Raw genomic sequence first — 25058 nt, 5'->3', positions numbered from 1 at the left:
ATTTGCAGATAATGTTTGGTAGCATTTTAGGTGTCGCGCCGTCAGGCACTATTACGGATATGTCTGGATGTGTAATGGAATGTAATGAGCGGTACATATTGTCCGGCCCAAAACCTCTCCCGGACGCCAAAACGCTGCTGGTCGTGGATGACGATGATGAAATCCGCGAGTTGCTGTGCGATTACCTGAGTGAGAATGGCGATCAGGTGCTGGCAGCAGCCGATGGTCTGCAGATGTGGGCACACCTGGAGCGCCAAGCGGTCGATCTGGTTGTACTGGACGTCATGCTGCCGGGCGAAGACGGGCTGAGCCTGTGTCGCCAGCTTCAGTCGCGCCCCGGCCTGAGCGTCATCATGCTGTCCGCCAAAGGCTCAGCGCTGGATCGCATCGTCGGGCTGGAGGTGGGGGCTGACGATTATCTGACCAAGCCTTTCGAACCCCGTGAGTTGATGGCCCGAATCAAGGCGGTAATGCGTCGGCACAGTCGCACCGACCCCCATGCGGATCGTCCGGTCACGACACAGCGCGAGTTCGTTGGCTATCGCCTCGATTACGTAAAGCGCCTGCTGCACACCCCGGACGGCCAGACATTGACCTTGCCGCGCTCCGACTTCAGGGTTTTGCGTGATTTGCTCCAGGCCCGTGAACAGGTGCTATCGCGCGATCAACTAACACTCAGTGCGATGGGCCGTGAATACTCGCCCGAGGATCGCTCGATCGACATGTGCATCAGTCGTCTGCGCCAGCATTTCAAAGAGGGGCACGTGCAGATAGTGACCGTGCGTAATGAAGGCTATCTGTTGAGTGTTGCCAGCCCTGAAGCGGCGGTTTGACCCGGTGCGCGAGGTGCTCTTGAAGGCGGTGATGCGCCTGTGGCCCAAAACCCTGTTTGGCCAACTGACGCTGATCCTGGTCAGCGGCACGCTGGCGATCCAATTGTTGTCGAGCAGCATCTGGTTTGACGTGCGCTATGCACAAGTCCTCGAAGCCCCTGTGCGGCTGATGGCCAGCCGAACCGCACAATTGATCAGCCAAAACAGCTGTATACCGGGTCAGCCGCAGACGGCACCTGCCCATTACACGGCCAACTGCCTGGCCACAAAACCCGATACCCAACCTGACAACCATCGCGCTGCCCGGCGCACGGCCTTGCTGTTGAAGCAGGCGCTGGCGTATGAATTGGGGCAGGAGCCTGTGGTTGAGATGATCAATGTCGACCTCACCGACGCATCAGGCCAGCCGCTGGTCTGGCGCAGCCTGTTTGGCCTGCAAACGGCCACGGCCCATGTGGACTTCGCAGTGCCATTGGCCGACGGCCATTGGTTGAGCATCGAGGCGCACGAGTTGCAGGGTTGGAGTGGCGAGTCAGCCTGGGCATTAATCGCCGACTACATTCTGCGGGTGTATGTGGTGCGCATTATCGGCGTCATCGGGATGTGCTGGCTGGCTGTGCGCTTGTGCCTGCGCCCTCTGAAACGGCTGAGTGACGCCGCCAATGCATTGGGCGACAACCTGGACCAGGCGCCGTTGGCGATTGAAGGGCCCCTGGAGGTGCGACAGGCGGCCCAGACCTTTAACGCCATGCAGAAACAGATTATTGCGATGGTCAATGACCAGAGCTTTTTTCTGGCGGCAGTGTCCCACGACCTGCGAACGCCGTTGACCCGCATGCGCTTGCGCATTGAGCGGTTGAGCGATCTCGATCAGCGTGAGCGCTTGAAGCAGAACATTTATCAAATGGACAGGATGATTACTCAGGTCCTCGTCTACCTGCAGAGTGCCGGCCAGCACACGTACCAGTTCATTGATGTCGACAGCGTGTTGCGTAACCTGTGTACGGAACTGTCGACGCCCAAAGAGCCTTTGCCTGTCAGCGGTAGGGGCGGGATGATCTGCGCGAACGGCGTGCTGGTGCACCGTTGCTTGCAGAACTTGCTGGTGAATGCACAGGCCTATGCCCGCGAGATAACCATTGAGGTCGAGCGCTCCTCAAACGGTGTGACGTTGCGAGTCAACGACCGCGGCCCCGGCATCGCGCAATCGGTTTTGCAGTCGGTCACCGATCCGTTCGTGCGTGCGGAGACGTCGCGTAATGATCAATCAGGCGGCTTTGGATTGGGGCTCAGCATCGCCAAGCGCATTGCCGTCAGCCATAAAGGCAGCCTGTCACTGAGCAATCGTGAAGGGGGCGGTCTGACCGTCTGTGTGTATTTCCCGCTCAATAATGAAGAGGGCGCAAGCCCCCCGGCAAAGACCGCCCGGATCGACACGTAATAAGTGAACCGGCCTTGATGCGCGGGTGATGTTTCACACTTCATGAATCGAGCCGCCACGCTTTGGCCCTTGCAGCAGAATCTCAGACCCCTAGCATGGGCTGACTAACAAAAGGAGCAGCCACATGTTTGCGGGATTTCATACAGAGCAACGCCGGGTCAATGGCGTTCAGATTGCCTATCGTATCGGCGGCAGCGGGCCGGGCTTGCTGTTAATCCATGGCCACCCGCAAACCCACGTGATCTGGCATAAGGTTGCCGAGCAACTGGCCGAACATTTCACCGTTGTCGCGGCGGACTTGCGCGGCTACGGCGACAGCGAAAGGCCTGAAGCGGTGGCGGATCACAGTACCTACAGCAAGCGTGAGATGGCCCGCGACTCACTGGCGTTGATGAACAGCCTGGGCTTTGAGCAGTTCTCAGTGCTGGCCCATGATCGCGGTGCCCGGGTGGCTCATCGCCTGGCGCTGGACCACCCGCAGGCTGTCAGCCGTTTGGTGATGCTCGACATCGCCCCGACGCTGGCGATGTACGTGCAGACCAACGAAGCCTTCGCCCGGGCTTACTGGCACTGGTTCTTCCTGATTCGCCCGGCGCCACTGCCCGAGCGCCTGATCGAAGCCGACCCCGAGCAGTATTTGCTGAGCGTGATGGGTAGCCGCAGCGCCGGTTTGCAGCCGTTTACCGCGCAGGCGCTGGCCGAATACGTGCGGTGTATTCAACTGCCGGGTTCGGCGCGGGGGATATGCGAGGACTACCGTGCCAGCGCCGGAATTGACCTAGAGCACGACCGTGCCGACATCGCTGCCGGTCGGCACCTGAACCTGCCGGTACTGGTGTTGTGGGGCGCAGAGGGCACGGTCGGGCGCTGCTTCGATCCGCTGGCCGAGTGGCAGAAAGTCGCCACGGACGTGCGTGGCCAGGCATTGCCGTCTGGGCACTACATTGCCGAAGAGGTGCCACAGCTTCTGCTTGAGCAGGTGCTGCCTTTTTTGCGCTGAGCTATTCTGTGGGCTTCCTGACGCCACGCCATTCATGACCATGCCGCCAAAAAAAGACAGTACACCGTTGCCGGAAGACCTGAGGGTCTTCCTGACGGTTGTGCGCAAGGGCAGCTTTGCCGCTGCGGCAGAAGAGCTGGGATTGTCCCCGGCCTATGTCAGCAAACGTATCCAGATCCTCGAAACCACCCTTGGCAGCCGCTTGCTGCACCGCACCAGTCGTCGCGTCGCGCTGACCGACGACGGTGAGCGGGTGCAGCGCTGGGCGGTGCGTATCCTCGACGATGTGCAGCAATTGCACGACGAACTGTCTGAAGCCCGCGCCGAACCCCGCGGGCGTTTGCACGTGTGCAGCAGCTTTGGCTTTGGCCGCAACCATGTTGCCCCGGCCATTTCGTTACTGGCCGAGCAATATCCGGAACTGGAAATTCGCCTCGACGTGTTCGACCGGGTGGTGGACATCGTGCATGAAGGCTTCGACCTGGAAATCCACGTAGGCGATGACCCCGCCGGCCAACATATGGGTCGCCGCCTGGCGAGCAACCATCGCGTGCTGTGTGCCTCGCCGGACTACCTTGAGTGCCGGGGAGTGCCCGAGCGCCTGGAGGACCTGCAGCAGCACGATTGCCTGGTACTCAAGGAACGCGACAACGCTTTCGGTATCTGGCAACTGCAAGGCCCGCAGGGTGAAGTCAGCGTGCGGGTCAGTGGCGCGTTGTCCTCCAACAGCGGTGAGATCGTGCTGCAGTGGGCGCTGGACGGCCACGGTGTGATGCTGCGCTCGATGTGGGATGTAAAGGCGCTGTTGGACCAAGGACGACTGGTACAGGTACTGGCTGACTACCGGCAGAGCGCCGACGTGTGGGCGGTATACCCGACGCGGCTGGCTAATTCCGGCAAGTTGCGGGTGTGTGTGGAGTTTTTGCAGGCGCATTTGGGACGGTTGTGACCTCTGCCCAGGGCGCTTTTCAGCTTAACCAGGGATTAGCCTGCAAATGCCGCTGCTCAAATTCGCGAATCTGCTGACTGCGCTGCAAGGTGCTGCCAATCGCATCCAGCCCTTGCAAAAGCGCCGTTTTGCGCAGGTCGTCGATCTTGAATTCAATCACTGAATCCTCCCCCAGGCGGATGCTTTGGGTGAGTAGGTCAACCGTGATTTCAGCCGTCTCTGGCTGGCTGATAAGCCGCCCCAGCGCCTGCACCAACACGTCTTCCAGAGTGATCACCAGCACGCCGTTGCGTTGGCAGTTGTCATAGAAAATCCCGGCGAAACTACTGCCAATCAACGCGCGGATTCCCAACTGCTTGAGACCCCAGACCGCATGCTCGCGGCTGGAACCACAGCCGAAGTTCGGCCCGGTGACCAAAAAGTGTGCGCCGTGCCAAGCCGGCTGGTTGAGGATGAACTCAGGGTTTGGCTCACCCGATGGCAAAAAGCGCAGGTCAAAAAATACGCCGCGATCCAACCTGTTACGGTCGATGCCCTTGAGAAACTGCTTGGGCATGATCACGTCGGTGTCGATGTTGGCCGCAAGCATCGGTGCGGCTTTGCCGCTGACGGTGGTAAACGGTTGCATGTTCACATTCTCCCTGGCAGTTGACGAACGTCGGTGAGGTGGCCGGTGATTGCGGCTGCCGCCACCATGGCCGGGCTCATCAGGTGGGTGCGCGCGCCGGCACCCTGGCGGCCTTCGAAGTTGCGGTTGGTGCTGGAGGCGCAGCGGTCACCGGGGGCGAGCACGTCATCGTTCATCGCCAGGCACATCGAGCAGCCGGATTGGCGCCACTCGAAACCGGCGTCGATAAAGATCGCCGCCAACCCTTCAGCCTCGGCCTGATCGCGTACCTGGGTAGAGCCTGGAACGATCATGGCGCGCACATGCGCTGCAACCTTGTGGCCGCGCACTACGTGGGCCGCGTCGCGCAAGTCTTCAATGCGGGCGTTGGTGCAGGAGCCGATAAAGGCATGGCTGATGACCACTTCATTCAGCGCCATGCCGGGCTCCAGGCCCATGTAGTTCAGGGCGCGGCGCATGTCCTGGCGCAGAATCGGATCGCTCACGGCCAGCGGGTCGGGCACGCTGCTGCCAATGGCGGCCGCCTGGTCGGGGCTGGTGCCCCAAGTGACCATGGGTTGCAACTCTGCGGCGTCCAGGTGTACTTCATGATCGAACTGCGCGTCGGGGTCGCTGTACAACAGGCGCCAGCGCGCCACGGCGCGTTCCCATTGCTCGCCTTGCGGAGCCCGTGGCTTGAGCTGGAGGTAGGCGTAGACCTTGTCATCGGGAGCCATGAAGGCGCCGCGCGCTCCTGCCTCGACAGCCATGTTGCAGATGGTCATGCGCGCTTCGACGCTCAGCGCCTCGATGGTCGATCCGGCAAATTCGATGGCGTAGCCCGTGGCCCCGGAGGCGCCGATCTTGCCGATCAGGGCCATGATCACGTCTTTGGAGGTCAGCCCCGCGCCCAACTCGCCGTCCACCGTCACGCGCATGCTTTTCAGGCGTTTATAGACCAGCGTCTGCGTGGCCAGCAGGTGCTCGATTTCCGAGGTGCCGATACCAAAGCCAAACGCACCCAACGCGCCATAGGTAGTGGTATGGCTGTCACCGGCGGCGATCACCATGCCGGGCAGGACAAACCCTTGTTCCGGCGCGATGACGTGTTCGATGCCTTGGCGTTTGTCGAGCACATCAAACAGCTCGATACCAAATTTCTCGCAGTTCTGTTGCAGGTACGACACCTGCAACGCACCGCCTGCATCAGCCATGGCGGCGACGCGCAACGGCGTGGTCGGGTTCACATGGTCAACCACCGCCAGAGCGGTTTCAGGGCGCCACACGTCGCGCCCGGCTTCGCGCAAACCGCTGAAGGCTTGCGGGCTGGTGTATTCGTTGATGACCTGGCGGTCGATATAGAGCAGCACGTGGCCCTGGTCATCGAGCGTGCACACGGTATGCGCGTCGATGTGTTTGTCATAGAGGGTTTTGGCGTGAGACATAAAGAAGGCTCGCAGCGGAAGGCATGCGAGCCATCATAAAGACGGGCTGTGCACCATCAATGGCCAGGCAGTGATGGCTCAGAACATGATTCGTGTTGGATAAGCCCTGCAGGAGCGAGCTTGTCTCGCGATCTTTTAAAGATCAAATGATCGCGAGACAACCTCGCTCCTCCAGGAGAAGGTTAAGCCGAGGCTATTTCAGCAGGCGAAACAATGCTGGTTTTGGCCCCGCGTGAACGGCCCGAGCTCAGGTAGGCGGCAATCGATTCCTGGGTCACTTCACCGAGGAACACGCGTTCGGCGTCCATTACCGGCAACCATGAACGGTTGAACTCGTACATGCGCGACAGCAGGATGCGCAAGTGTTCGTCGTAGGCGGCAGTGGCGTTGAACTCACGCAAGTATTGGCCGCATGTACCGGTCTGGCGGTGCAGGTCGCGACGGCGGACATAACCCAAGGCCTTGTTGTCGGCATCGGTGACCACGACATAGCGTCGGTCGTGTTCGTCCATCAATTCCAGCGCTTCGGCCACCGGCGTCTCTGGGCTGACGGACGGAGCGTTGTCGGCCGCGTCTTCAGCCTTGACCAGCAGCAGACGCTTGAGCGTGCTGTCCTGGCCGACAAAGTTGCTGACAAAGTCGTCGGCCGGGTGTGCGAGCAAGGTGTCCGGGTGATCCATCTGCAGCAGTTTGCCGCCACGGAAGATGGCGATTTTGTCACCCAGCTTGATCGCTTCGTCGATGTCGTGGCTGACCATGATCACGGTCTTGTTCAGCGCGCGCTGCATTTCGAAGAACTCGTTCTGGATCATTTCGCGGTTGATCGGGTCGACCGCGCCGAACGGCTCATCCATTAATAGCAGCGGGGCTTCTGCCGCCAGGGCACGGATCACGCCGATACGCTGTTGCTGGCCGCCCGACAGTTCGCGTGGGTAACGGTGCAGGTACTGCTTGGGCTCCAGCTTGATCATGCTCATCAGTTCACGGGCACGGTCGTGGCATTTTTTCTTGTCCCAGCCCAGCAGGCGCGGGACCACGGTGATGTTTTCTTCGATGGTCATGTTCGGGAACAGACCGATCTGCTGGATCACATAACCGATATGGCGGCGCAGCATGACCGGGTCGAGGTCGGTGGTGTCCTTGCCGTCGATCAGAATCTTGCCCGAAGTGGGGGTGATCAGGCGATTGATCATCTTCAGCGTGGTGCTCTTGCCGCAACCCGAAGGCCCGAGGAATACGCAGATTTCGCCTTCGTTGACGGTCAGGCTTACCGAGTCCACGGCTTTGACATCTTTGCCGTTGCTTTGGAAGGTTTTGCTGAGGTTTTGAAGTTCGATCATTTCAGTAATCCTTTTGGAGTCAACGAGCGTTGCAGCCATTGCAGAAGCAGGTCAGCGACGATGGCCAGAACACTGACCAATACCGCGCCGACGATCAGCATCGACATGTCACTGCGGCTGATTGCAGCAAGAATAAGTACACCCAGGCCGCCAGCACCGATGGTGGCAGCGATGGTCATGACACCGATGTTCATGACCACGGCGGTGCGCACACCTGCCAGAATCACCGGGACGGCGATGGGCAGTTCAACCATGCGCAGGCGCTGGCCGAAGGTCATGCCGATGCCGCGTGCGGCTTCACGAATACCCGGTTCCACGCCGGTGAGAGCGAGGTAGGTGTTGCGCATGATGGGCAGCAGTGAGTACAGAAACACCGCGGTGATCGCAGGCAGCGGGCCTAGGCCCTGGCCGAACTTCGAATAGAACGGCAGCAACAGACCAAACAGCGCAATCGAAGGAATGGTCAGCATGACCGTGGCGCTGGCTTGCATGGGGCCGGCCAGCGATGGGAAGCGGGTCATCAGCACACCCAAGGGCACACCGACCACGATGGCGAGGGTCACGGCGATGCCGACCAGAGTGATGTGTTGCCATGTCAGGTGTGCGACCAGCGACCAATCCATGTGGGAAAAGGCGTCTAGAAATTCCATGTCTTCTCCTCAGTTGAGTGGATGTTGGCGCAGAAAGTCTGCGGCGACTTTGGACGGGCTTTCGTGGTCAACGTCGACCCGGGCGTTGAGCTGGCGCATGGTTTCGTCGTCCAGCAGGTCAGCCAGCGGCTTGAGCAGACCTTCGAGGTCAGGGTGCTGATCCAGAAACGCTTTACGCACCACCGGCGCGGCGGTGTAGTCCGGGAAGTAATGCAGGTCGTCGTCCAGCAGCTTGAGGTTGAAGGCGCTCAAGCGACCGTCGGTGGTGTACACCAGCCCCGCAAACACCTGGCCGTTTTTGAGGGCGGTGTAGACCAGCCCGGCGTCCATCTGACGGATGTTTTTGCGTGTCAGGTCCATGTCATACAACTTGACCATGCCTTGCAAACCGTCGGAGCGGTTGGCGAACTCGGTGTCGAGTGCCACCAGCGCGTTTTTGTTTTCCGGGTCACGCAGCGCCTTGTCCAGGTCGCTGATGGTGTTGATGTCCGGGAATTCTTCAGCCACGTTTTGTGGCAACGCCAGCGCATAGGTATTGCTGAACTTGGACGGGTGCAGCCAGATCAGGCCTTTTTTCGCGTCGACTTCTTTAACGCGGTCGTAGGCGTGATCTTTGTCGAGCTTTTCAGTGATGTGGTTGTAGGCCACCAGCGATACGCCGGTGTATTCCCACACCATGTCCAGTTGTCCGGTTTCATGGGCACTGCGTGCCAGGCTACTGCCCAGACCGCCGGTTACCTGGGCGTTATAGCCCTTGCTGTTGAGGTACTGGGCAGTGATTTCGGCGAGCAGGGTCTGCTCGGTAAACACCCGCGCACCGATGCGAATGGTAGGTTTTTCTGCGGCCTGAACAATTCCTGCGAACAGCAGGATGCAGCCTAATATCAAGCTTAATTTTTTCATGATTATTCCTTTCCTCAGCCCGACCTATGAAGGTCGCAGACCGCGTTCCAACCAACGCCGGCTGATGAGGATCACCAGGCCGTCGAGCAGCAATGCTAGGAGCGCGGTGCAGGCTGCGCCAAGGATCAATTGCGGCTGATTGTTGAGGGCGATGCCGGGGAAAATCAGACTGCCCAGGCTGTTGGCGCCGATCAGGAAGGCCAGCGGAGCGGTACCGACGTTAATCGCCAGTGCAACCCGCACGCCGCCCATGATGATGGGCACGGCATTGGGCAATTCGACCCGCCACAGCACTTGGCGCGGGGTCATGCCGATACCGACAGCGGCTTCCTTGAGTGAGGCAGGAACGTTTTTCAGGCCTTCATAGGTGTTGCGCACAATGGGCAGCAACGAGGCGAGAAACAGGGCGAAGATAGCAGGCCCACTGCCGATCCCCAGAAAACCCAGGGCAATGGCCAGTACTGCAAGCGGTGGAACGGTGTTACCGATGTTGAAGACCTGCATGAAACGCTCGGCATGCCCGGCCATTTTGGGGCGGCTCAGGAAAATGCCAGCAGGTATCCCTACAAGGAGGGCGATAAACATTGAAGCGAGTACGAGGTACAGGTGGGCTTGCAGGTAGAACAACAGATCATCTTGATAGTGTTCGATAGTGCTTATGCCGATCCAGTGGACCAACAGGGCCAGGACCGCGACAACTGCCACGCATCCTATAAGCCCTTTACCATAGCGATTAGCCATAGGCGGACTCCTTTTTTCAGTCGGCGGACACATTTCCCTGTAGCAAGACCATTTCTGGCTGCCGACAATGTGTTCGCGAAGAGCAACAGGTGGGTGGGCGAAATGCCTTTTGCACCTGTCATTAGCGCAGCCTCGTCAGACTAACTTGCTGATAATTCAGCCCCTGACGCTTTGTCGTATCAGAGGAGTGGACGCCTCCACTGCCTAAAAGGTTCACATTTTTTACGGCACATTGCCACCCTTGATCGACGAGCAAGGGTGCGAACGGTGGTTGCTCGGTCGTGATTTAAGCTATAATCCGCGCCCTTTTTTGAATCAACCGTCAGGCGATTTCCCATGACCCATCAGGCCGCCGAAGTCGCGAAACGCCGCACTTTCGCCATCATTTCCCACCCCGATGCGGGTAAAACCACCATCACTGAAAAGCTCCTGTTGATGGGCAAGGCGATTGCTGTCGCCGGTACGGTGAAATCGCGAAAGTCCGACCGCCATGCCACCTCCGACTGGATGGAAATGGAAAAGCAACGGGGTATCTCGATTACCACGTCGGTCATGCAGTTCCCGTATCGCGACCACATGATCAACCTGCTCGACACCCCGGGCCACGAAGACTTCTCCGAAGACACCTACCGCACATTGACCGCGGTCGACTCGGCACTGATGGTGCTCGACGGCGGTAAGGGTGTTGAGCCACGGACCATCGCCCTGATGGACGTGTGCCGTCTGCGTGACACGCCGATCGTCAGCTTCATCAACAAACTCGACCGTGACATTCGTGACCCGATCGAATTGCTCGACGAGATCGAAGCGGTCCTGAAAATCAAGGCGGCGCCGATCACCTGGCCGATTGGCTGCTACCGCGACTTCAAAGGTGTTTACCACCTGGCTGACGACTACATCATCGTCTACACCGCCGGGCATGGTCATGAGCGCACTGAAACCAAGATCATCCAGAAGCTCGACTCGGACGAGGCCCGTGCGCACCTGGGTGACGAGTACGACCGCTTTGTTGAACAGCTTGAGCTGGTGCAGGGCGCTTGCCATGAGTTCAACCAGCAGGAGTTCATCGACGGCCAACTGACCCCGGTGTTCTTCGGTACGGCGTTGGGCAACTTCGGTGTCGATCACGTGCTCGATGCGGTGGTCAACTGGGCGCCGATGCCGTTGGCCCGCGTAGCCAACGAGCGTGTGGTGGAGCCGGTTGAAGAGAAGTTCAGCGGTTTCGTGTTCAAGATCCAGGCAAACATGGACCCTAAACACCGCGACCGTATCGCCTTTATGCGCATTTGCTCGGGCAAGTACGAAAAGGGCATGAAGATGCGCCACGTGCGCACCGGCAAGGATGTTCGCATCGGCGATGCACTGACATTCTTCTCTTCCGAGCGTGAACAGCTCGAAGAAGCCTACGCGGGCGACATCATCGGTTTGCACAACCACGGCACCATCCAGATCGGTGACACCTTCACCGAAGGTGAAAACCTCAGCTTCACCGGTATCCCGCACTTCGCCCCGGAACTGTTCCGACGCGTGCGTCTGCGCGATCCGCTCAAGTCCAAGCAACTGCGCCAAGGCTTGCAGCAACTGGCCGAAGAAGGCGCCACCCAGGTGTTCTTCCCGGAGCGCAGCAACGACATCATTCTGGGCGCCGTCGGTGTGCTGCAGTTCGACGTGGTCGCGAGCCGCTTGAAAGAAGAATACAAAGTGGAATGCTCCTACGAGCCAATCACCGTGTATTCGGCGCGCTGGATCGATAGCAGCGATAAGAAGAAGATGGAAGAGTTCTGCAACAAGGCTGTGGAAAACCTGGCTGTCGATGGCGGTGGTCACCTGACTTACCTGGCCCCGACCCGCGTCAACCTGGCGTTGATGGAAGAGCGCTGGCCTGACATCAGCTTCCGCGCCACGCGTGAGCACCACTAACACTCATAAGTCATCTGAATCTGCTATCGCTGTTGCTCAGTGATAGCAGATTCCAACGTTTATGACTGGCGTCAGCTTTATACCTTGGATCTCAAGCCTGGAACGTGCCCAGCAGGTTTACCGCTTTTAGATCCCCTGCAGCGTTTTCAAAGCCAGACGCGTCTCCTTTAAACGTTGTGCTTCAAACAGGCAGTCATCATTGGACAGGTTTATTGCCACGGCTGGCGATGCCGTTGAGTGTGTCCACGCCCTTACCAGGGTTTTGAAAGGGGGTTCAAAAACTGAATAAACTTTTGGGCTTCGGTTTGAAAGTCAGTGTCCATGTTTGCTATGAATAATTTAAAAGTATCCATTGTTCGCTCATACTCGCCAGTATAAATGTGCAACTGGTGGTCAATGGCGTTAAGGGTGTTGATGTAGCTGGTTCGGCCTTTTAGAGCAGTTATTTCTTTGTTCTTTTGTGTGATGGCGTTGTTCAGAGTTTTTATTTTTGCGATCAACATATCTCGCTGTTGTAGCATGTCTAAAAATCTAATGCCTTCGCCAATTTGGTTGATGGATTTTTTAAGTTGTTCGAGGGCTAACATAATAATCTGTACTTGGGTAGGTGCCAGTCCGAGGCTGGTTATGCTCTCCAGCGTCATTGTCATCTCCCTGCCAAGCTTTTCTACTCCGCCTGCTGAAAGCGCATCAATGCCCGCGGTGATGATTTTTCGTTCCTCTTGAAGCGTATTTTTATTTTCAATCAAGAGATTCAAGCTGGCATCAGCCGCCACGTGTTCCTGTTCGAACTCGCCTAGGTAACGCTGTGTAATATCCCTTGGTAAAGGACTGTTGAGGCTTGCAAGTTGAGCGAGTAACAGCTCTTTATAATCGCGTACTTTGAGTTTTGTTTTGTTAAGCAGGTTAGCTTTTGCGGCGTGTATGTCTTTAGTGGCTTGCGAGTCTGCTAAGGTGTTTTTGAGCAGGTCCAACTCTTTGATGTTTTTCTCAAGTTCCATTTTGGCGGTTAATGCCGTGTCACGTAGCACCTGGCTGCTGGCGCTTGCACGAATAACCACACATTGAAGTTGATCATGCAGAGCCGGGAGGTAGTTTAATTGGGTAAAGAGCGCTGCGGCGGTGCTGGAGTCTTCTCTCATGAGGCCCAGACTGTTAGCCATGAGGGTGGGGGTGATCGGAGGGTAGGTCGTGTTGGTCATTTTAGAACTCCATGTGGCCTTGAGATTTTTTGTCGCTGTCTATATAAATTCGCTTGTATTCTTCGTCGGCTTCTTTGAAGACGTTGATGAATATATCTGTTTGTTTTTCGATGTCTCTCCAAGGGTCGATGACAAGCTTGAACTCAGTCATGAATAGACCAAGGCTTAATGCATCGTTGATGTCGTCTATCGACTCTTTCGACTGTTGTATGTACACATAGATGACGTTCCAGACATGTCTTAGATTTTTCGTTGCAATATCTGCGTTGAACGTCACAAGCTCAAGGTTTTGTAAGTCGAGCCTAACTCTTTGTAATGAAGCCAAGGTCTGGTTTTTCTTTCTGAGTTTTTCAATGTGCAGTGCTTGCTCATCACGTAATTGGTTACATTCGACCCTTATACCGTCGGCTTCGACGCCCAAATAAATGGCCAAAGCCAGCCCCGCCATGTTGAATGTGCCGACAGCTGAGACGGATTTTTCAACCAGTGCTTTGTATTCTTTGTTTTTTTCTTCAATGTGCAAGGCGCGCTCTTCGATCGAGTTCGTCAGTGCTTCTATATCGCTCTGTACCGGGTTTGAGTTAACGAGTTTGAGTCGAGTTTTGATGTTTGGCAGTACGTGATTGTGCAGATCGTCGCTGAAAGTGGTCAGTTTATTCTGGATGTTTTTTGTGTCTTCCAGATTTTTGCTCACTTTTTCGAATATTTTATCGAGGTAGTTGCCAAGCTGTTTTGTGGTGCCTTTTTCAAGTTCGATGTCGGGGAACTTCACACCTGAACTGACCTCGATCTCTTTTAACTGGGCGAGGGTTTCGATCTTGTTGATCTCAAGGTAGTTTTCAAGTTTTTTAAGGGCTTTGATGCCCTTGTAGAGTTCCTCTATAGAGTCGCCATAGACCGTCATGCTATGTGCAAATATTTTGAGTTTTGTGCCCGTCAGCTTCATATCATCGTGCAGTGCTGACCAACTTAGAGCGTGTTTGCGTGTCAAGCCGAACGTTGCCAAAAAGTTTTTGTATTCGAGCCCTAGGCCACCGTCACTGGGGTCGCCATAATTCAGATAAATTTGAATGTCTTCCATTGTGTGTGGAAGCGCCAGGGCTGCGGCTTCATAGAGTTTTATGTTGATGATTTCTTCTTTTGTCAGTAAAAGCCCGGGCTCACGGTTCACACTGTCCTGTTCGGCCGTTGAAATACTGGTGAATACTCTGGGGGCGTTTTGCGCTTGCAGAATGATTTCATCGTAGGACATTTTTTTTATGATGTTTTCTGTTGATAGGTCGGATTTCATGATTGGCCTTGTCGTATTAACTCGGTAGGGGGTGTCGTCATGCTTGTTTTCTGAGCGTAGCGATTGAACAAGTGTTTTTTCCAGCAGACGTGCACACGTTTAAAAAGCCTGTTGGCGGGTCTTGTATAAAGTGGGTTGTTGGAGATTTTTCTTAAGAAAACCTATACCAAGCTGCGGTGAATGGCAAAGAGGTCGAAGTTTCACAGAGGTCAGATATTGCAGTGGTATCGATAGTTTGAAGTGGACCTAAAACACTTGCTAACGTGTTGATTGGTCTGGATATACTTTATGTTTGTGATATATCGCATAAGAAAGAGGGGCGAGAGAGTGGCGGGCTTACCAAAATTGCTACGCTGAAATCTGAAGTTTCATACTCTGCGTGTATCAGGCAACTAGAGTATGGAGTGCCAAAGGCCGACGATGTTGCGGCGATAATCGAGGGTAAACGCTTTTTTTATATTGCGAATATAACTACAGGTGCGCGGGCTACTGTCTTGCAGGCATAATTCTTTGGTTAAGTAACTTTTCTGTTTTTAATACGATGTCTGGCTTTTTGTTATTTCTATTTTATTCTTTTTAAAAACCTGCAATCACCGCGAGAGCGTTCTGCGTGAGGTTGTATGAAGGTATTTAATGCCGTTATTTCACGGCTTTCGAGGAAACAAAAAATGGATGTAGTTAATGATAAAGCCGGCTTCAGAGCCGAAGGGAATGATTCTGACAATCGTGTAAGTGAAGAGGGTGTTGAATTACTGAATGAACAGCACGACAGCGATACTGCCAACCTGCACGATGATTGGCGCGAGGGTGACGAAGAGGCGCATGAGCTTGAAAACTTGGTGCTCAGTCCGAATGAGCCAAGGGCGATGATTCGCAAACCACCGTTGAAGCCACCGGTGAGTCCTCCATCGAAGTTGCCGGTGAGTCCTCCAACAAGGCCACCGGTGAGGCCGCCAGTGAGACCGCCTGTGAGTCCTCCGGTGAGGCCGCCTGTGAGTCCTCCGGTGAGACCGCCTGTGAGTCCGCCAGTGAGACCGCCGGTGAATCCGCCAGTGAGGCCGCCGGTGAATCCACCTGTAAATCCGCCCGTAAATCCACCTGTGACGGCTCCTTCTCCTGGGGGCATAACGGGACTCAGTGCGGCCAAATACTTCGTGCTGACAAATTTCATTGCGCCAGTGGCTGTTGCTTACACGCAGGACCAATTAACAGGGCAACGATCAGTCATACACCCGCAAGGCAGCCAGCAGAATGCGGATGGTTCGGTTACACACCCCAATGGCTCTGTCGCGCTCACTGATGGCTCTGTAAAACACCCTGACGGCGGCATTACCCAACCTGATGGGCTGTATGTCGCTGCCAATGGCGATACGTTTGATGAGCGCACAGGGGTGTATACGTTTGCGGATGGCGTGCGCGTTCAGGGTGTGAAAAATAGCAGCGGCCAGTGGGAGTTCCCTGATATGAAGGCGCCCGACGAGGGGGCGGGTGATGCGCCTCCTGAAAGCTCGGCAACGCAGCTGTACACCTATGAAAACGGCGATACGTTTGATCACAACACCGGTGTGTTTACCTACTTGCAGGGCGCAAGTGTCCAGTACGTGAGAAACAGCAGGGGTGAGTGGGAGTCTCCGGACTCCAAGTCATCCTGATGTTTTACACGTACAGCCAATAAGTTTAAGAGCGGCTGGATCCTGCACTCAGGAGCCGCCGGTCAGTGACGACGCTCGATCATCTGTGGATTACTGTCCACGATGATCGAGCGTTGACCGATTGCTCCGACGGTTTTCTTAACCCTGCAAAAACTGCTCTGCGTGATGGCAAGCCACTTGGCGGTTGTCCAGCTCACGCAAGGTTGGCTCGTGTGTGCTGCAAAACTCGGTCGCGTACGCGCAGCGCTTGTGGAACGCACAACCGGACGGCGGGTTGAGCGGGTTGGGCAGTTCTCCGGCGATTTTGATTTTCGGCTTGAGCGGGTCCGGATGGATGGTCGGGGTCGCCGACAATAGTGCCTGGGTGTAAGGGTGCAACGGTCGGCTGTAAATGGCGTCTTTAGGGCCTATTTCTACCGGGCGGCCCAGGTACATCACCAACACGTCATCGGCCACATGCCGTACCACCGCCAGGTTGTGCGAGATAAAGACGTAGGCGGTGTTGAACTCTTGCTGCAAGTCCATGAACAGGTTGAGCACCTGCGCCTGAATCGACACGTCGAGTGCTGAGGTGGGTTCATCGGCCACCAGCACTTTGGGTTGCAACATCATGGCCCGGGCCAGAGCGATGCGCTGGCGCTGCCCCCCTGAGAACATGTGCGGGTAACGCTGATAATGCTCAGGGCGCAAGCCGACCTGTTTCATCATGGCCTGGACTTTTTCGCGACGCTCGCTGGCGCTCAGGGTGGTGTTGATCAGCAACGGTTCGGCCAGTTGGTCACCGACTTTTTGCCGCGGGTTGAGTGAAGCGTAGGGGCTTTGGAAGACCATCTGCACGTCTTTGCGCAGTTGTTTGCGTTCGGCCTTGTTGGCGCCTGCTACTTCTTGCCCGGCGATTTTCAACGAGCCCGAGGAGGGTTCTTCGATCAAGGTCAGGGCGCGGGCGAGGGTTGATTTGCCACAGCCGGATTCACCGACCACGGCCAGGGTTTTCCCGGCTTCAAGTTCAAAAGACACGCCGTTGAGTGCACGGACAACGGCATGGCCTTTGAACAGGCCGCGGGACACTTCGTAATGGCGGGTCAGATCACGGGCAGTCAGAACGACAGTCATTACGCCACCTCCTGATTCAAAGGGAAGAAGCAGCGCACCTGGCTGTGAGCTTTGGTTTCAAGGGCCGGTCGTTGCTGGCGGCAGGTGTCTTGCACGTAAGGGCAACGCGGGGATAGCAGGCAGCCCTGCGGGCGGTCGTAACGTCCGGGCACGATGCCCGGCAGGGTCGCCAGACGCGCAGCGCCCATGCTGTGTTCCGGAATGGCCGCCAGCAAGGCTTCGCTGTACGGGTGCGCCGGAACGTCAAACAGCCCCGGTACATTGCCGACTTCGACCGCTTGACCGGCGTACATCACGCACACCCGTTGTGCCGTCTCGGCCACCACGGCCAGGTCGTGGGTGATCAGCACCAGGGCCATGTCCTGTTCGCGTTGCAGGTTGAGCAGCAAGTCCATGATCTGCGCCTGAATGGTCACGTCGAGTGCGGTGGTCGGCTCGTCAGCGATCAGCAGTTTGGGCTCGGCGGCGATGGCCATGGCAATCGCCACGCGCTGGCTCATGCCCCCCGACAACTGATGCGGGTAGGCTTGCATGCGGCTGGCGGCAGCGGGGATTTCGACTTTTTCGAGCAGTTCGATGGCCCGTTTACGGGCGTCCTTTTTCGACATTCTGAGGTGCAGGCGCAGCACTTCTTCTATCTGGAAACCCACGGTGTAGCTGGGGTTCAAGGCGGTCATCGGGTCTTGAAAGACCATCGCCATGTCTTTGCCGACCACTTGCCGGCGCTGACGCGGGCTGAGGGTCAGCATGTTTTTGCCGTCGAAGGTCAGGGCGTCGGCACTGACAATGCCGGGTGCATCGATCAGCCCCATCAGCGCCATCATGGTCACGGACTTGCCAGACCCCGATTCGCCCACGATGGCCAGAACTTCGCCTTTATCCACAGACAGGCTTAAACCATCGACTACTGGTACGGCGTTGGCGTCGCCAAATCGAACGTTGAGATTCTTGATTTCGAGCAATGACATGGGAATCTCCTCAGGCGGCGTTTTTGAGTTTCGGGTCCAGCGCATCGCGCAGACCGTCGCCCATCAGGTTGATTGCCAGCACGCTGAGCAAAATGGCCAGGCCAGGCAGGCTTACCACCCACCATGCACGTTCGATGTAGTCACGGGCCGAGGCGAGCATGGTGCCCCACTCAGGCGTGGGTGGTTGCACGCCTAACCCCAGGAAACCCAGGGCGGCGGCGTCGAGGATTGCCGACGAAAAACTCAAGGTCGCCTGCACGATCAGCGGTGCCATGCAGTTGGGCAGCACGGTGATGAACATCAGGCGCGGCAAGCTGGCACCGGCCAGGCGCGCAGCCGTCACGTAGTCGCGGTTCAGTTCACCCATCACGGCGGCGCGGGTCAGGCGCACGTAGGAGGGCAGCGAGACCACGGCAATGGCGATGACGGTGTTGATCAGCCCCGGGCCGAGGATGGCGACAATCGCCACGGCCAGCAGCAACGACGGCAAGGCCAGCATGATGTCCATCAAACGCATGATGCTGGGGCCCAGCAGGCGCGGGAAGAACCCGGCGAACAGGCCCAGGATCACGCCCGGAATCAGCGAAATCACCACCGATGACAAGCCGATCAGCAGTGACAGGCGCGAACCTGCGATCAGGCGCGAGAGCATGTCCCGGCCCAGTTCGTCGGTGCCCAGCAAAAATTGCCAGTTGCCGCCTTCCAGCCACACCGGCGGGGTGAGCAGGAAGTCGCGGTATTGCTCGCTGGGGTTGTGCGGGGCGACCCAGGGGGCAAAAATCGCGCAGAACACGATGATGCTCATGAACATCAGGCCCGCTACCGCGCCTTTGTTTTTCGCGAAGGCGTGCCAGAACTCTTTGTACGGGGAGGGATAAAGCAGGCTTTGATCCACTTCAGTGTTGGTCGAGGTACTCATGTTCATGATCTCAGCGCTGATGACGGATGCGTGGGTTGGCAAAGCCGTAGAGGATGTCCACCACGAAGTTGACCAGAATCACCAGGCAGGCGATTAGCAGGATGCCGTTTTGCACCACGGGGTAGTCCCGGGCGCCGATGGCTTCTATCAGCCATTTGCCGATGCCGGGCCACGAGAAAATGGTTTCGGTGAGCACGGCGCCCGCCAGCAGGGTGCCGACTTGCAGGCCAACCACCGTCAGGACTGGAATCAGCGCGTTGCGCAGGCCGTGCACGAACACTACCCGGGCAGGTGACAGGCCTTTGGCGCGGGCGGTGCGGATGTAGTCCTCGCGCAGCACTTCGAGCATCGATGAGCGGGTCATGCGGGCAATCACCGCCAGCGGGATGGTGCCCAGCACGATGGCGGGCAGGATGATGTGGTGCAACGCATCCCAGAACGCTTCGGGTTCGTCGCTGAGCAAGGTGTCGATGAGCATGAAGCCGGTTTTCGGCTCGATGTCGTAGAGCAGGTCGATGCGCCCGGAGACCGGGGTCCAGCCCAGGCCCACGGAGAAGAACATGATCAGGATCAGGCCCCACCAGAAGATCGGCATCGAGTAACCCGCGAGGGAAATCCCCATCACCCCGTGGTCAAACAGCGAGCCGCGCTTGAGGGCCGCGATGACCCCGGCCAGCAAGCCGAACACCCCGGCGAACAACAGCGCGGCACCGGCCAGCTCGAGGGTGGCGGGAAACAGTGCAATGAATTCGCTCCACACGCTTTCACGGGTGCGCAAGGACTCCCCGAGATCGCCGTGGGCGAGTTTGTCGACGTAATCAAAATACTGTTCATACAGCGGTTTGTTCAGGCCCAGGCGCTCCATGGCCTGAGCGTGCATTTCGGGATCGACACGCCGTTCGCCCATCATGACTTCAACCGGATCACCGGGAATCATGCGAATCAGGGCGAAGGTCAGCAAGGTGACGCCGAAGAACGTGGGGATCAATAACCCCACTCGGCGGGCAATAAAACTAAACATCGTGTGGTGTTCCTCATCAGCCGGTCAGGCAATTCCGCCAGTGCAGGTTAAGCGCTGGCGGGTATTTTATTGTTCTACTTCACCTGGGTCGTGGCGAAATTATTGTTGGTCAGTGGGCTGAGGGTGTAGCCCTCGACGTTTTTACGCATGGCTGTAAACAGCATAGGGTGGGTGACGTTGATCCACGGTTGTTCTTGATGAAACACCACCTGTGCTTGTTCATAGAGTGCAGCCCGCTCTGCGGGTTCACTGATGGTGCGGGCTTTGGTGATCAGGTCCTGGAAGGTTTTATTGCACCAGCGGGCATAGTTTTCACCATTCCTGGCGGCCTCGCAGCTGAGCAGCGGGGTCAGGAAGTTGTCTGGGTCGCCGTTGTCGCCGCCCCAGCCGGTCGACACCAAGTCGTGTTCACCGGCCTTGGACCGCTTGAGCATTTCGCCCCATTCCATGACCCGGATATCGAGTTTAAGGCCAACCTGTGCCAGGTCCGATTGCAGCAACTGCGCGGCCAGCATCGGGTTGGGGTTGCTGGGGCCACCACCATTGCGGGTGAACAGGGTGAACGTGGTGCCTTCTGGCACACCGGCTTCCTTGAGCAACGCACGCGCCTTGTCCAGATCGCGCGGCGGGTTGTGCAGGCTGGCGTTGAACCCCAGCATGGTCGGCGGGTACGGATTGACGGCCAGCAGCGCATTGCCTTCACCGTGCACGCTATTGAGGTAGGTTTGCTTGTCGAACGCCATGTCGATGGCTTGACGTACCCGCACATCGCTCAGGTACTTGTGTTCGGTGTTCATCGCGATGTAGCTGGTCATCAGCGCGGCCAGTTCGTCGACCTTGAGGTTAGGGTCCAGGCGGATGTTTTTAACCTCGTCGGGTTTGGGGTAGAGCGCGATCTGGCATTCGTTGGCCTTGAGCTTTTGCAGGCGCACGTTGCTGTCGGTGGTGATGGCAAAAATCAGGTTGTCGCTCGGTGGCTTGCCTCGGAAATAGTCCGGATTGGCCTTGAAACGCACCTGGGCGTCTTTGTTGTAACGCACAAAGATAAACGGCCCGGTGCCAATGGGCTTGCTGTTCAGGTCAGCGGTTTTACCGGACTTGAGTAACTGGTCAGCGTATTCGGCGGAATAGATGGAGGTGAACGGCATGGCCACATCGCGCAGGAACGGCGACTCGGCATGGTTGAGGGTGATCTTGACGGTCATATCGTCGACTTTTTCGACGCTTTTGAGCAGGTCTTTGAAACCCATGCTCTCGAAGTAGGGGTAGCCGACCAGCGACAGGGCATGCCAAGGGTGATGGGGGTCCAACTGGCGCTGAAAGCTCCAGATCACGTCATCGGCGTTGAGGGTTCGGGTCGGTTTGAAGTAGTCGGTGGTGTGAAATTTGACGCCCGGGCGCAGGTAGAAAGTGTATTCAAGCCCGTCCGGGCTGATGTCCCAGCGCTCGGCCAGGGCCGGTTCAACTTCGGTGGTACCGGGCTTGAAGTCGACCAACCGGTTGAGGATGGTTTCTGCCGAGGCGTCGGCCGTGACGGCCGTGCTGTATTGAGTGATGTCGAATCCTTCGGGGCTGGCTTCGGTGCAGACCACCAGGTTTTTGGCGTTGGCACTCACGGCGGCACTGAGCAGTGCGGCGGCAAGGGCGGTGCACAGCAGGTTTTTTTTCATGGCAACCCTCTCCAGATTTGTTGAACGGCTAAGCGCTGCGGCAGGCGCAATTGAACCCTGTCGCAGCGCTGGTGAGCACTCAGTAACGTTTACAGAATGTTGAACGGTATGGTTGTCACCAGACGGAACTCATTGATGCTGCCGTCAGACTGGTTTTTGCTGGCTCGGTGCGTGGTGTAGGTCGCGCGGATGGCCGTGTCTTTGAGTGGACCGCTCTGGACTGCATAGGATGTGCCAACGCTGAACTCCGAGTGTTTTTCACCGTTCATGTTGCGCACATCATAGGCGGTGCCCTTGTAGTGGGTCCCGTCAATGTCCCAGCCGCGGGCGTGGTAGGCGTTGAACTTGAGCCCCGGGATTCCGTATTGCGCCATGTTGATGCTATACGCCAGTTGCAGCGACTTCTCGTTCGGGCCGTTGAAGTCCGACAGCAGCGAGTTGGCCAGGTAAATCCCGTTGGTTTCGTGCAGGTAGTCGAAGTACTCGTCGCCGATCACCTGCTGGTACGACAGGCTCACGGTATGGGCCTGATGAGTCAGGCCCAAGGCCAGGCTGTAGGCGTTATTGTCGATTTCGCCCATGGCTTGTTTGCCGGTGTCGCGGGTCTTGTAGTAGTTGAATTTGGTGTTCAGGCCCAGCACGGCGTTGTCGCCCCATTCGTGTATGGCGCCAAAGTAGTACTGGTCCCAGAAGTCTTCAACGTGGGTGGCATACAGTGAGGTTGTCAGGTTATTGAGAGGCTGGTAGCTAAACCCTGCCACGCTGGCGCGATCGGTTTCGACACCGAGGGCGCCGTACTCACTGCGGAACTTGCTCAAGCCTTGCTCGGTACGTGGCGACACACGGTCAAAGGACCCTGCGTCAAAGGTCAGGTTATTGAACTCTTCGCTGCGCAATCCCACCCCTTGAAAGCTTGAAGGCAGTGCCCGGTTCCCGATCACATCAAGCGTTGGACTGCTGAAGTTCTGTCGGCCTACGGTCAGTGTGGTGTTGGAGACACGTGCCTTGATATTCGCCAGGCCCAATTTGCTCCACTGCCCCACGGCATCGCCATCATTACGGCTGAGGGTGCGGTTGTTGTTGCCCGCGATGTGATTGACGCTGCGATCCAGTGCGATGGCGTTGTAAGCCGCCACCTGAGTGCTGAACCCTACCGTGCCCTGGGTGAAGCCCGAGTTGAAGTCAAGAATGGTGCCTTGCGTCCAGTTGATCCGGCGCGGTGTGGTTTTGCTGGTGCCGTTATCGTTGTAGCTGAATTCACCGCCGCGGCGTTTGAGTTCATTGGCGTACCAATTGCGTGTGGAACCACTCAAGGTGCTGCCCTCCACAAATCCCTCGTTTTCGCTTTGCTCACTGGGCTGGGATTTGAGTTGGGTGGCGATAAATTCGTCGGCCTGGACCGTTGTACTGAGACCGCTGATGGCCAAGGCTAGCAGCGCGCGGTGTGTAAGTTTCATGGTTGAGCTCCTGTGTCTTCTTTTTGTTATTGCCGTGGCTTTAGGGACACGGCGGTGTGGCTACGTGTAGAGCGTTGCGGACGTTTTTTTGGGCAAAGCCTCGGCGGACCACCCAGGGGGCGGCCTGCTGAAACTGACGGGAAAAGGGGTTAATCAGTCGTCGAGGCTGACGCCCGAGAATGTGTTGCGGCCAAAGGGGCTGACCTGAAAACCCTGGACCTTGATGCTCAAGGGCTGGTTGACGGTTGAGTGGGCAATGGGGGTGATCGGAATTTGTCGCTTGATCAGCTGTTGGGCTTGTTTGTACAAGGCTGTACGTTGCTCGCGGTCGGTGACGGTCTTGGCGTTTTTGATCAGGGCGTCGTAGGCCTGGTCGCACCATATGGAGTAGTTGTTGCCGCCAATGGCATCGCAGCTGTACAGCGTGCCGAGCCAGTTATCCGGGTCTCCGTTGTCACCGGTCCAGCCAATCAGCGAGATGTCATGTTCGCCATTTTTGGTGCGCTTGATGTATTCGCCCCACTCATAACTGACGATCTTGACCTTGAGACCGATTTTGCCCCAGTCAGACTGCAGCATTTCGGCCATGAGCTTGGCATTGGGGTTGTAAGGACGCTGCACCGGCATGGCCCACAAGGTGATTTCGGTGCCTTCGGTGACCCCGGCGGCCTTGAGCAATTGCTTGGCTTTTTGCGGGTTGTAAGGGGCGTCGACGAGGGTGTCGTCATAGGACCATTGCGTCGGCGGCATGGCATTGACCGCCTTTTGCCCTGAGCCCTGATAGACCGCCTTGATAATCGCGTCCTTGTTCACTGCCATGTCCAAGGCTTGCCGCACCGGCAGTTGCCCCAGCGGCGGGTGCTGGACGTTGTAGGCGATGTATCCCAGGTTGAAGCCGGGTTTTTCAATGACCTGCAATGCAGGGTCCGCCTTGAGCCCGGCCAAGTCCGCCGGGCGTGGGTTGAGCGAGACCTGGCATTCGTTTTTTCGCAGCTTCTGCATGCGCGCCGAGGCGTCGACGTTGATGGAAAAGATCAGGTTGTCGAGCTTGACCTGGCTGGGGTCCCAATACTCTTTGTTGGCGACATAACGGATGTTCGAGTCTTTTTGATAGCGCTGGAATATATAAGGCCCGGTGCCAATCGGTTTTTGATTGATGTCACCGGGCTTGCCACTCTTGAGCAATTGATCGGCATATTCGGCCGAAACAATGGAAGCAAAGCTCATGGCCAGGTTTTGGATAAAGGCGGCGTCCACTGTGTTGAGCTTCATGACCACGGTCATCGGGTCGGCTTTCTCGACGCTGGCGATGTTCTTGTCCAGGCTCATGCCGCTGAAATACGGGAATTCGGTGGGGTAGGCCTTACGGAAGGGATGCTCGGGGTTGATCATGCGATTGAAGGTGAACAGCACGTCATCGGCATTGAAGTCACGGGTCGGGGTGAACCACGCTGTGCTGTGGAACTTCACGCCTTCGCGCAGATGAAAAGTGTAGGTCAGGCCGTCTTCTGAAATGTCCCAGCGGGTCGCCAGTGCAGGTTGGACAGCTGTTGCGCCATGCTCGAACTCGGCCAAGCGGTTGTAGAGAGGTTCGGCGGCATCGTTATCGGTGGCGGTGGTGTATTGCGCCGTATCAAAACCGCCAGGGCTGCCTTCGGAACAAAACACCAGGCTATTGGCTGCGTAGGCGTATGGGTTGCCGGCCAGTGCACTCGCGGTGATCAACACAGATAAAACCAGAGGTTTGCGCATCACGATCCCAATCCTTCTTATTGTTTTAGGCGTTCTGAACGTGCGCCTCGTGAGCGGCTTATCCGTGCAGAGCTTCAGCCGTCCGACGTAACGGGCTGGCTTTGACTAAACGTTAGAGGGGGCGAGACTGTGAGTAAATGCGTCAGAACTGACAATGCTGTAGGAAACGTCTGGGAGTCCTATA

General features: G+C 57.1%; 21 protein-coding genes. 6 read left to right on the top strand and 15 right to left on the bottom strand.

All coding sequences use genetic code 11. From position 1 onward, the window contains the following. The first annotated feature begins 74 nt into the window (after positions 1-74). From NTD86_RS11445 to NTD86_RS11430, 4 genes are all read left to right on the top strand, one after another. Positions 75-833 (top strand): response regulator, encoded by a 759-nt coding sequence (locus NTD86_RS11445; RefSeq protein WP_262202332.1) that lies wholly within the window; start codon positions 75-77, stop codon positions 831-833. Positions 834-864: 31 nt separating this feature from the next. Then, positions 865-2274, top strand: a complete 1410-nt coding sequence (locus NTD86_RS11440; protein WP_410016977.1) for an ATP-binding protein — start codon at positions 865-867, stop codon at positions 2272-2274. A gap of 124 nt (positions 2275-2398) precedes the next feature. After that, positions 2399-3274: an alpha/beta fold hydrolase gene (locus NTD86_RS11435; RefSeq protein WP_262202331.1), complete on the top strand. Its 876-nt coding sequence runs from the start codon at positions 2399-2401 to the stop codon at positions 3272-3274. A gap of 40 nt (positions 3275-3314) precedes the next feature. Beyond that, a complete protein-coding gene (locus NTD86_RS11430; RefSeq protein ID WP_262202723.1) occupies positions 3315-4223 on the top strand; it encodes a LysR substrate-binding domain-containing protein in 909 nt (302 codons plus the stop codon). Between the two features lie 19 nt (positions 4224-4242). On the opposite strand, the gene leuD is transcribed toward NTD86_RS11430, so the two are convergent. The 6 genes from leuD to NTD86_RS11400 form a co-directional block, all read right to left on the bottom strand. Then, positions 4243-4857: a 3-isopropylmalate dehydratase small subunit gene (leuD, locus tag NTD86_RS11425; RefSeq protein ID WP_262202330.1), complete on the bottom strand. Its 615-nt coding sequence runs from the start codon at positions 4855-4857 to the stop codon at positions 4243-4245. Then, the gene (leuC, locus tag NTD86_RS11420) at positions 4854-6275 is read right to left on the bottom strand and encodes a 3-isopropylmalate dehydratase large subunit (protein ID WP_262202329.1); all 1422 of its coding nucleotides are present in this window, start codon (positions 6273-6275) and stop codon (positions 4854-4856) included. The genes leuD and leuC overlap by 4 nt, the downstream gene beginning before the upstream one ends. 182 nt (positions 6276-6457) lie before the next feature. After that, entirely contained in the window at positions 6458-7615 is a 1158-nt protein-coding gene (locus tag NTD86_RS11415) for a betaine/proline/choline family ABC transporter ATP-binding protein (protein ID WP_262202328.1), read from the bottom strand. Further along, entirely contained in the window at positions 7612-8265 is a 654-nt protein-coding gene (locus NTD86_RS11410) for an ABC transporter permease (protein ID WP_262202327.1), read from the bottom strand. Before NTD86_RS11410 ends, NTD86_RS11415 begins: the two co-directional genes overlap by 4 nt. A 9-nt stretch (positions 8266-8274) precedes the next feature. Continuing rightward, positions 8275-9168 (bottom strand): glycine betaine ABC transporter substrate-binding protein, encoded by an 894-nt coding sequence (locus tag NTD86_RS11405; RefSeq protein WP_262202326.1) that lies wholly within the window; start codon positions 9166-9168, stop codon positions 8275-8277. A gap of 24 nt (positions 9169-9192) precedes the next feature. Beyond that, entirely contained in the window at positions 9193-9909 is a 717-nt protein-coding gene (locus NTD86_RS11400) for an ABC transporter permease (protein ID WP_262202325.1), read from the bottom strand. Positions 9910-10245: 336 nt separating this feature from the next. Here NTD86_RS11400 and NTD86_RS11395 point away from each other — a divergent pair, with 336 nt between their 5' ends. Further along, on the top strand, positions 10246-11829 hold the full coding sequence (locus tag NTD86_RS11395; protein WP_262202324.1) for a peptide chain release factor 3: 1584 nt from the start codon (positions 10246-10248) through the stop codon (positions 11827-11829). A gap of 251 nt (positions 11830-12080) precedes the next feature. Here the strand turns inward: NTD86_RS11395 and NTD86_RS11390 are convergent, their stop codons facing one another. Continuing rightward, entirely contained in the window at positions 12081-13031 is a 951-nt protein-coding gene (locus tag NTD86_RS11390; protein ID WP_262202323.1) for an alpha-xenorhabdolysin family binary toxin subunit B, read from the bottom strand. Between the two features lies 1 nt (position 13032). Continuing rightward, positions 13033-14322, bottom strand: coding sequence for an alpha-xenorhabdolysin family binary toxin subunit A (locus NTD86_RS11385; protein ID WP_262202322.1), 1290 nt, complete (start codon positions 14320-14322; stop codon positions 13033-13035). A 1064-nt stretch (positions 14323-15386) separates the two neighbouring features. On the opposite strand from NTD86_RS11385, the gene NTD86_RS11380 reads away from it, so the two are divergent. Beyond that, positions 15387-15974, top strand: a complete 588-nt coding sequence (locus NTD86_RS11380) for a hypothetical protein (RefSeq protein WP_262202321.1) — start codon at positions 15387-15389, stop codon at positions 15972-15974. A 138-nt stretch (positions 15975-16112) separates the two neighbouring features. Here the strand turns inward: NTD86_RS11380 and NTD86_RS11375 are convergent, their stop codons facing one another. From NTD86_RS11375 to NTD86_RS11345, 7 genes are all read right to left on the bottom strand, one after another. Continuing rightward, positions 16113-17087 (bottom strand): peptide ABC transporter ATP-binding protein, encoded by a 975-nt coding sequence (locus tag NTD86_RS11375; protein ID WP_262202320.1) that lies wholly within the window; start codon positions 17085-17087, stop codon positions 16113-16115. After that, positions 17087-18055 (bottom strand): ABC transporter ATP-binding protein, encoded by a 969-nt coding sequence (locus NTD86_RS11370; protein ID WP_262202319.1) that lies wholly within the window; start codon positions 18053-18055, stop codon positions 17087-17089. Before NTD86_RS11370 ends, NTD86_RS11375 begins: the two co-directional genes overlap by 1 nt. A gap of 10 nt (positions 18056-18065) precedes the next feature. Then, the gene (locus NTD86_RS11365; RefSeq protein ID WP_262202318.1) at positions 18066-18974 is read right to left on the bottom strand and encodes an ABC transporter permease subunit; all 909 of its coding nucleotides are present in this window, start codon (positions 18972-18974) and stop codon (positions 18066-18068) included. A gap of 10 nt (positions 18975-18984) precedes the next feature. Continuing rightward, positions 18985-19995: an ABC transporter permease subunit gene (locus NTD86_RS11360; RefSeq protein ID WP_262202317.1), complete on the bottom strand. Its 1011-nt coding sequence runs from the start codon at positions 19993-19995 to the stop codon at positions 18985-18987. A gap of 74 nt (positions 19996-20069) precedes the next feature. Next, on the bottom strand, positions 20070-21665 hold the full coding sequence (locus NTD86_RS11355; protein WP_262202316.1) for an ABC transporter substrate-binding protein: 1596 nt from the start codon (positions 21663-21665) through the stop codon (positions 20070-20072). Positions 21666-21754: 89 nt separating this feature from the next. Continuing rightward, positions 21755-23122, bottom strand: a complete 1368-nt coding sequence (locus NTD86_RS11350) for an OprD family porin (protein WP_262202315.1) — start codon at positions 23120-23122, stop codon at positions 21755-21757. Between the two features lie 153 nt (positions 23123-23275). Then, on the bottom strand, positions 23276-24874 hold the full coding sequence (locus tag NTD86_RS11345; RefSeq protein WP_262202721.1) for an ABC transporter substrate-binding protein: 1599 nt from the start codon (positions 24872-24874) through the stop codon (positions 23276-23278). Positions 24875-25058 lie beyond the last annotated feature (184 nt).

This window comes from Pseudomonas sp. 7P_10.2_Bac1 (assembly GCF_025465935.1).
Taxonomy (GTDB): Bacteria; Pseudomonadota; Gammaproteobacteria; order Pseudomonadales; family Pseudomonadaceae; genus Aquipseudomonas.
The sequence above is the reverse complement of the archived record's forward strand: the minus strand, read 5'-3'. Positions and strand labels throughout refer to the sequence as shown.

What these genes read in the sequence shown, in the direction of transcription:
- NTD86_RS11445 (WP_262202332.1), top strand. Translation starts at nt 75, where the DNA reads ATGGAATGTAATGAGCGGTACATATTGTCCGGCCCAAAACCTCTCCCG.
- NTD86_RS11440 (WP_410016977.1), top strand. Translation starts at nt 865, where the DNA reads ATGCGCCTGTGGCCCAAAACCCTGTTTGGCCAACTGACGCTGATCCTG.
- NTD86_RS11435 (WP_262202331.1), top strand. Translation starts at nt 2,399, where the DNA reads ATGTTTGCGGGATTTCATACAGAGCAACGCCGGGTCAATGGCGTTCAG.
- NTD86_RS11430 (WP_262202723.1), top strand. Translation starts at nt 3,315, where the DNA reads ATGCCGCCAAAAAAAGACAGTACACCGTTGCCGGAAGACCTGAGGGTC.
- leuC (WP_262202329.1), bottom strand. Translation starts at nt 6,275, where the DNA reads ATGTCTCACGCCAAAACCCTCTATGACAAACACATCGACGCGCATACC.
- NTD86_RS11415 (WP_262202328.1), bottom strand. Translation starts at nt 7,615, where the DNA reads ATGATCGAACTTCAAAACCTCAGCAAAACCTTCCAAAGCAACGGCAAA.
- NTD86_RS11410 (WP_262202327.1), bottom strand. Translation starts at nt 8,265, where the DNA reads ATGGAATTTCTAGACGCCTTTTCCCACATGGATTGGTCGCTGGTCGCA.
- NTD86_RS11405 (WP_262202326.1), bottom strand. Translation starts at nt 9,168, where the DNA reads ATGAAAAAATTAAGCTTGATATTAGGCTGCATCCTGCTGTTCGCAGGA.
- NTD86_RS11400 (WP_262202325.1), bottom strand. Translation starts at nt 9,909, where the DNA reads ATGGCTAATCGCTATGGTAAAGGGCTTATAGGATGCGTGGCAGTTGTC.
- NTD86_RS11395 (WP_262202324.1), top strand. Translation starts at nt 10,246, where the DNA reads ATGACCCATCAGGCCGCCGAAGTCGCGAAACGCCGCACTTTCGCCATC.
- NTD86_RS11390 (WP_262202323.1), bottom strand. Translation starts at nt 13,031, where the DNA reads ATGACCAACACGACCTACCCTCCGATCACCCCCACCCTCATGGCTAAC.
- NTD86_RS11385 (WP_262202322.1), bottom strand. Translation starts at nt 14,322, where the DNA reads ATGAAATCCGACCTATCAACAGAAAACATCATAAAAAAAATGTCCTAC.
- NTD86_RS11375 (WP_262202320.1), bottom strand. Translation starts at nt 17,087, where the DNA reads ATGACTGTCGTTCTGACTGCCCGTGATCTGACCCGCCATTACGAAGTG.
- NTD86_RS11370 (WP_262202319.1), bottom strand. Translation starts at nt 18,055, where the DNA reads ATGTCATTGCTCGAAATCAAGAATCTCAACGTTCGATTTGGCGACGCC.
- NTD86_RS11365 (WP_262202318.1), bottom strand. Translation starts at nt 18,974, where the DNA reads ATGAGTACCTCGACCAACACTGAAGTGGATCAAAGCCTGCTTTATCCC.
- NTD86_RS11360 (WP_262202317.1), bottom strand. Translation starts at nt 19,995, where the DNA reads ATGTTTAGTTTTATTGCCCGCCGAGTGGGGTTATTGATCCCCACGTTC.
- NTD86_RS11355 (WP_262202316.1), bottom strand. Translation starts at nt 21,665, where the DNA reads ATGAAAAAAAACCTGCTGTGCACCGCCCTTGCCGCCGCACTGCTCAGT.
- NTD86_RS11350 (WP_262202315.1), bottom strand. Translation starts at nt 23,122, where the DNA reads ATGAAACTTACACACCGCGCGCTGCTAGCCTTGGCCATCAGCGGTCTC.
- NTD86_RS11345 (WP_262202721.1), bottom strand. Translation starts at nt 24,874, where the DNA reads ATGCGCAAACCTCTGGTTTTATCTGTGTTGATCACCGCGAGTGCACTG.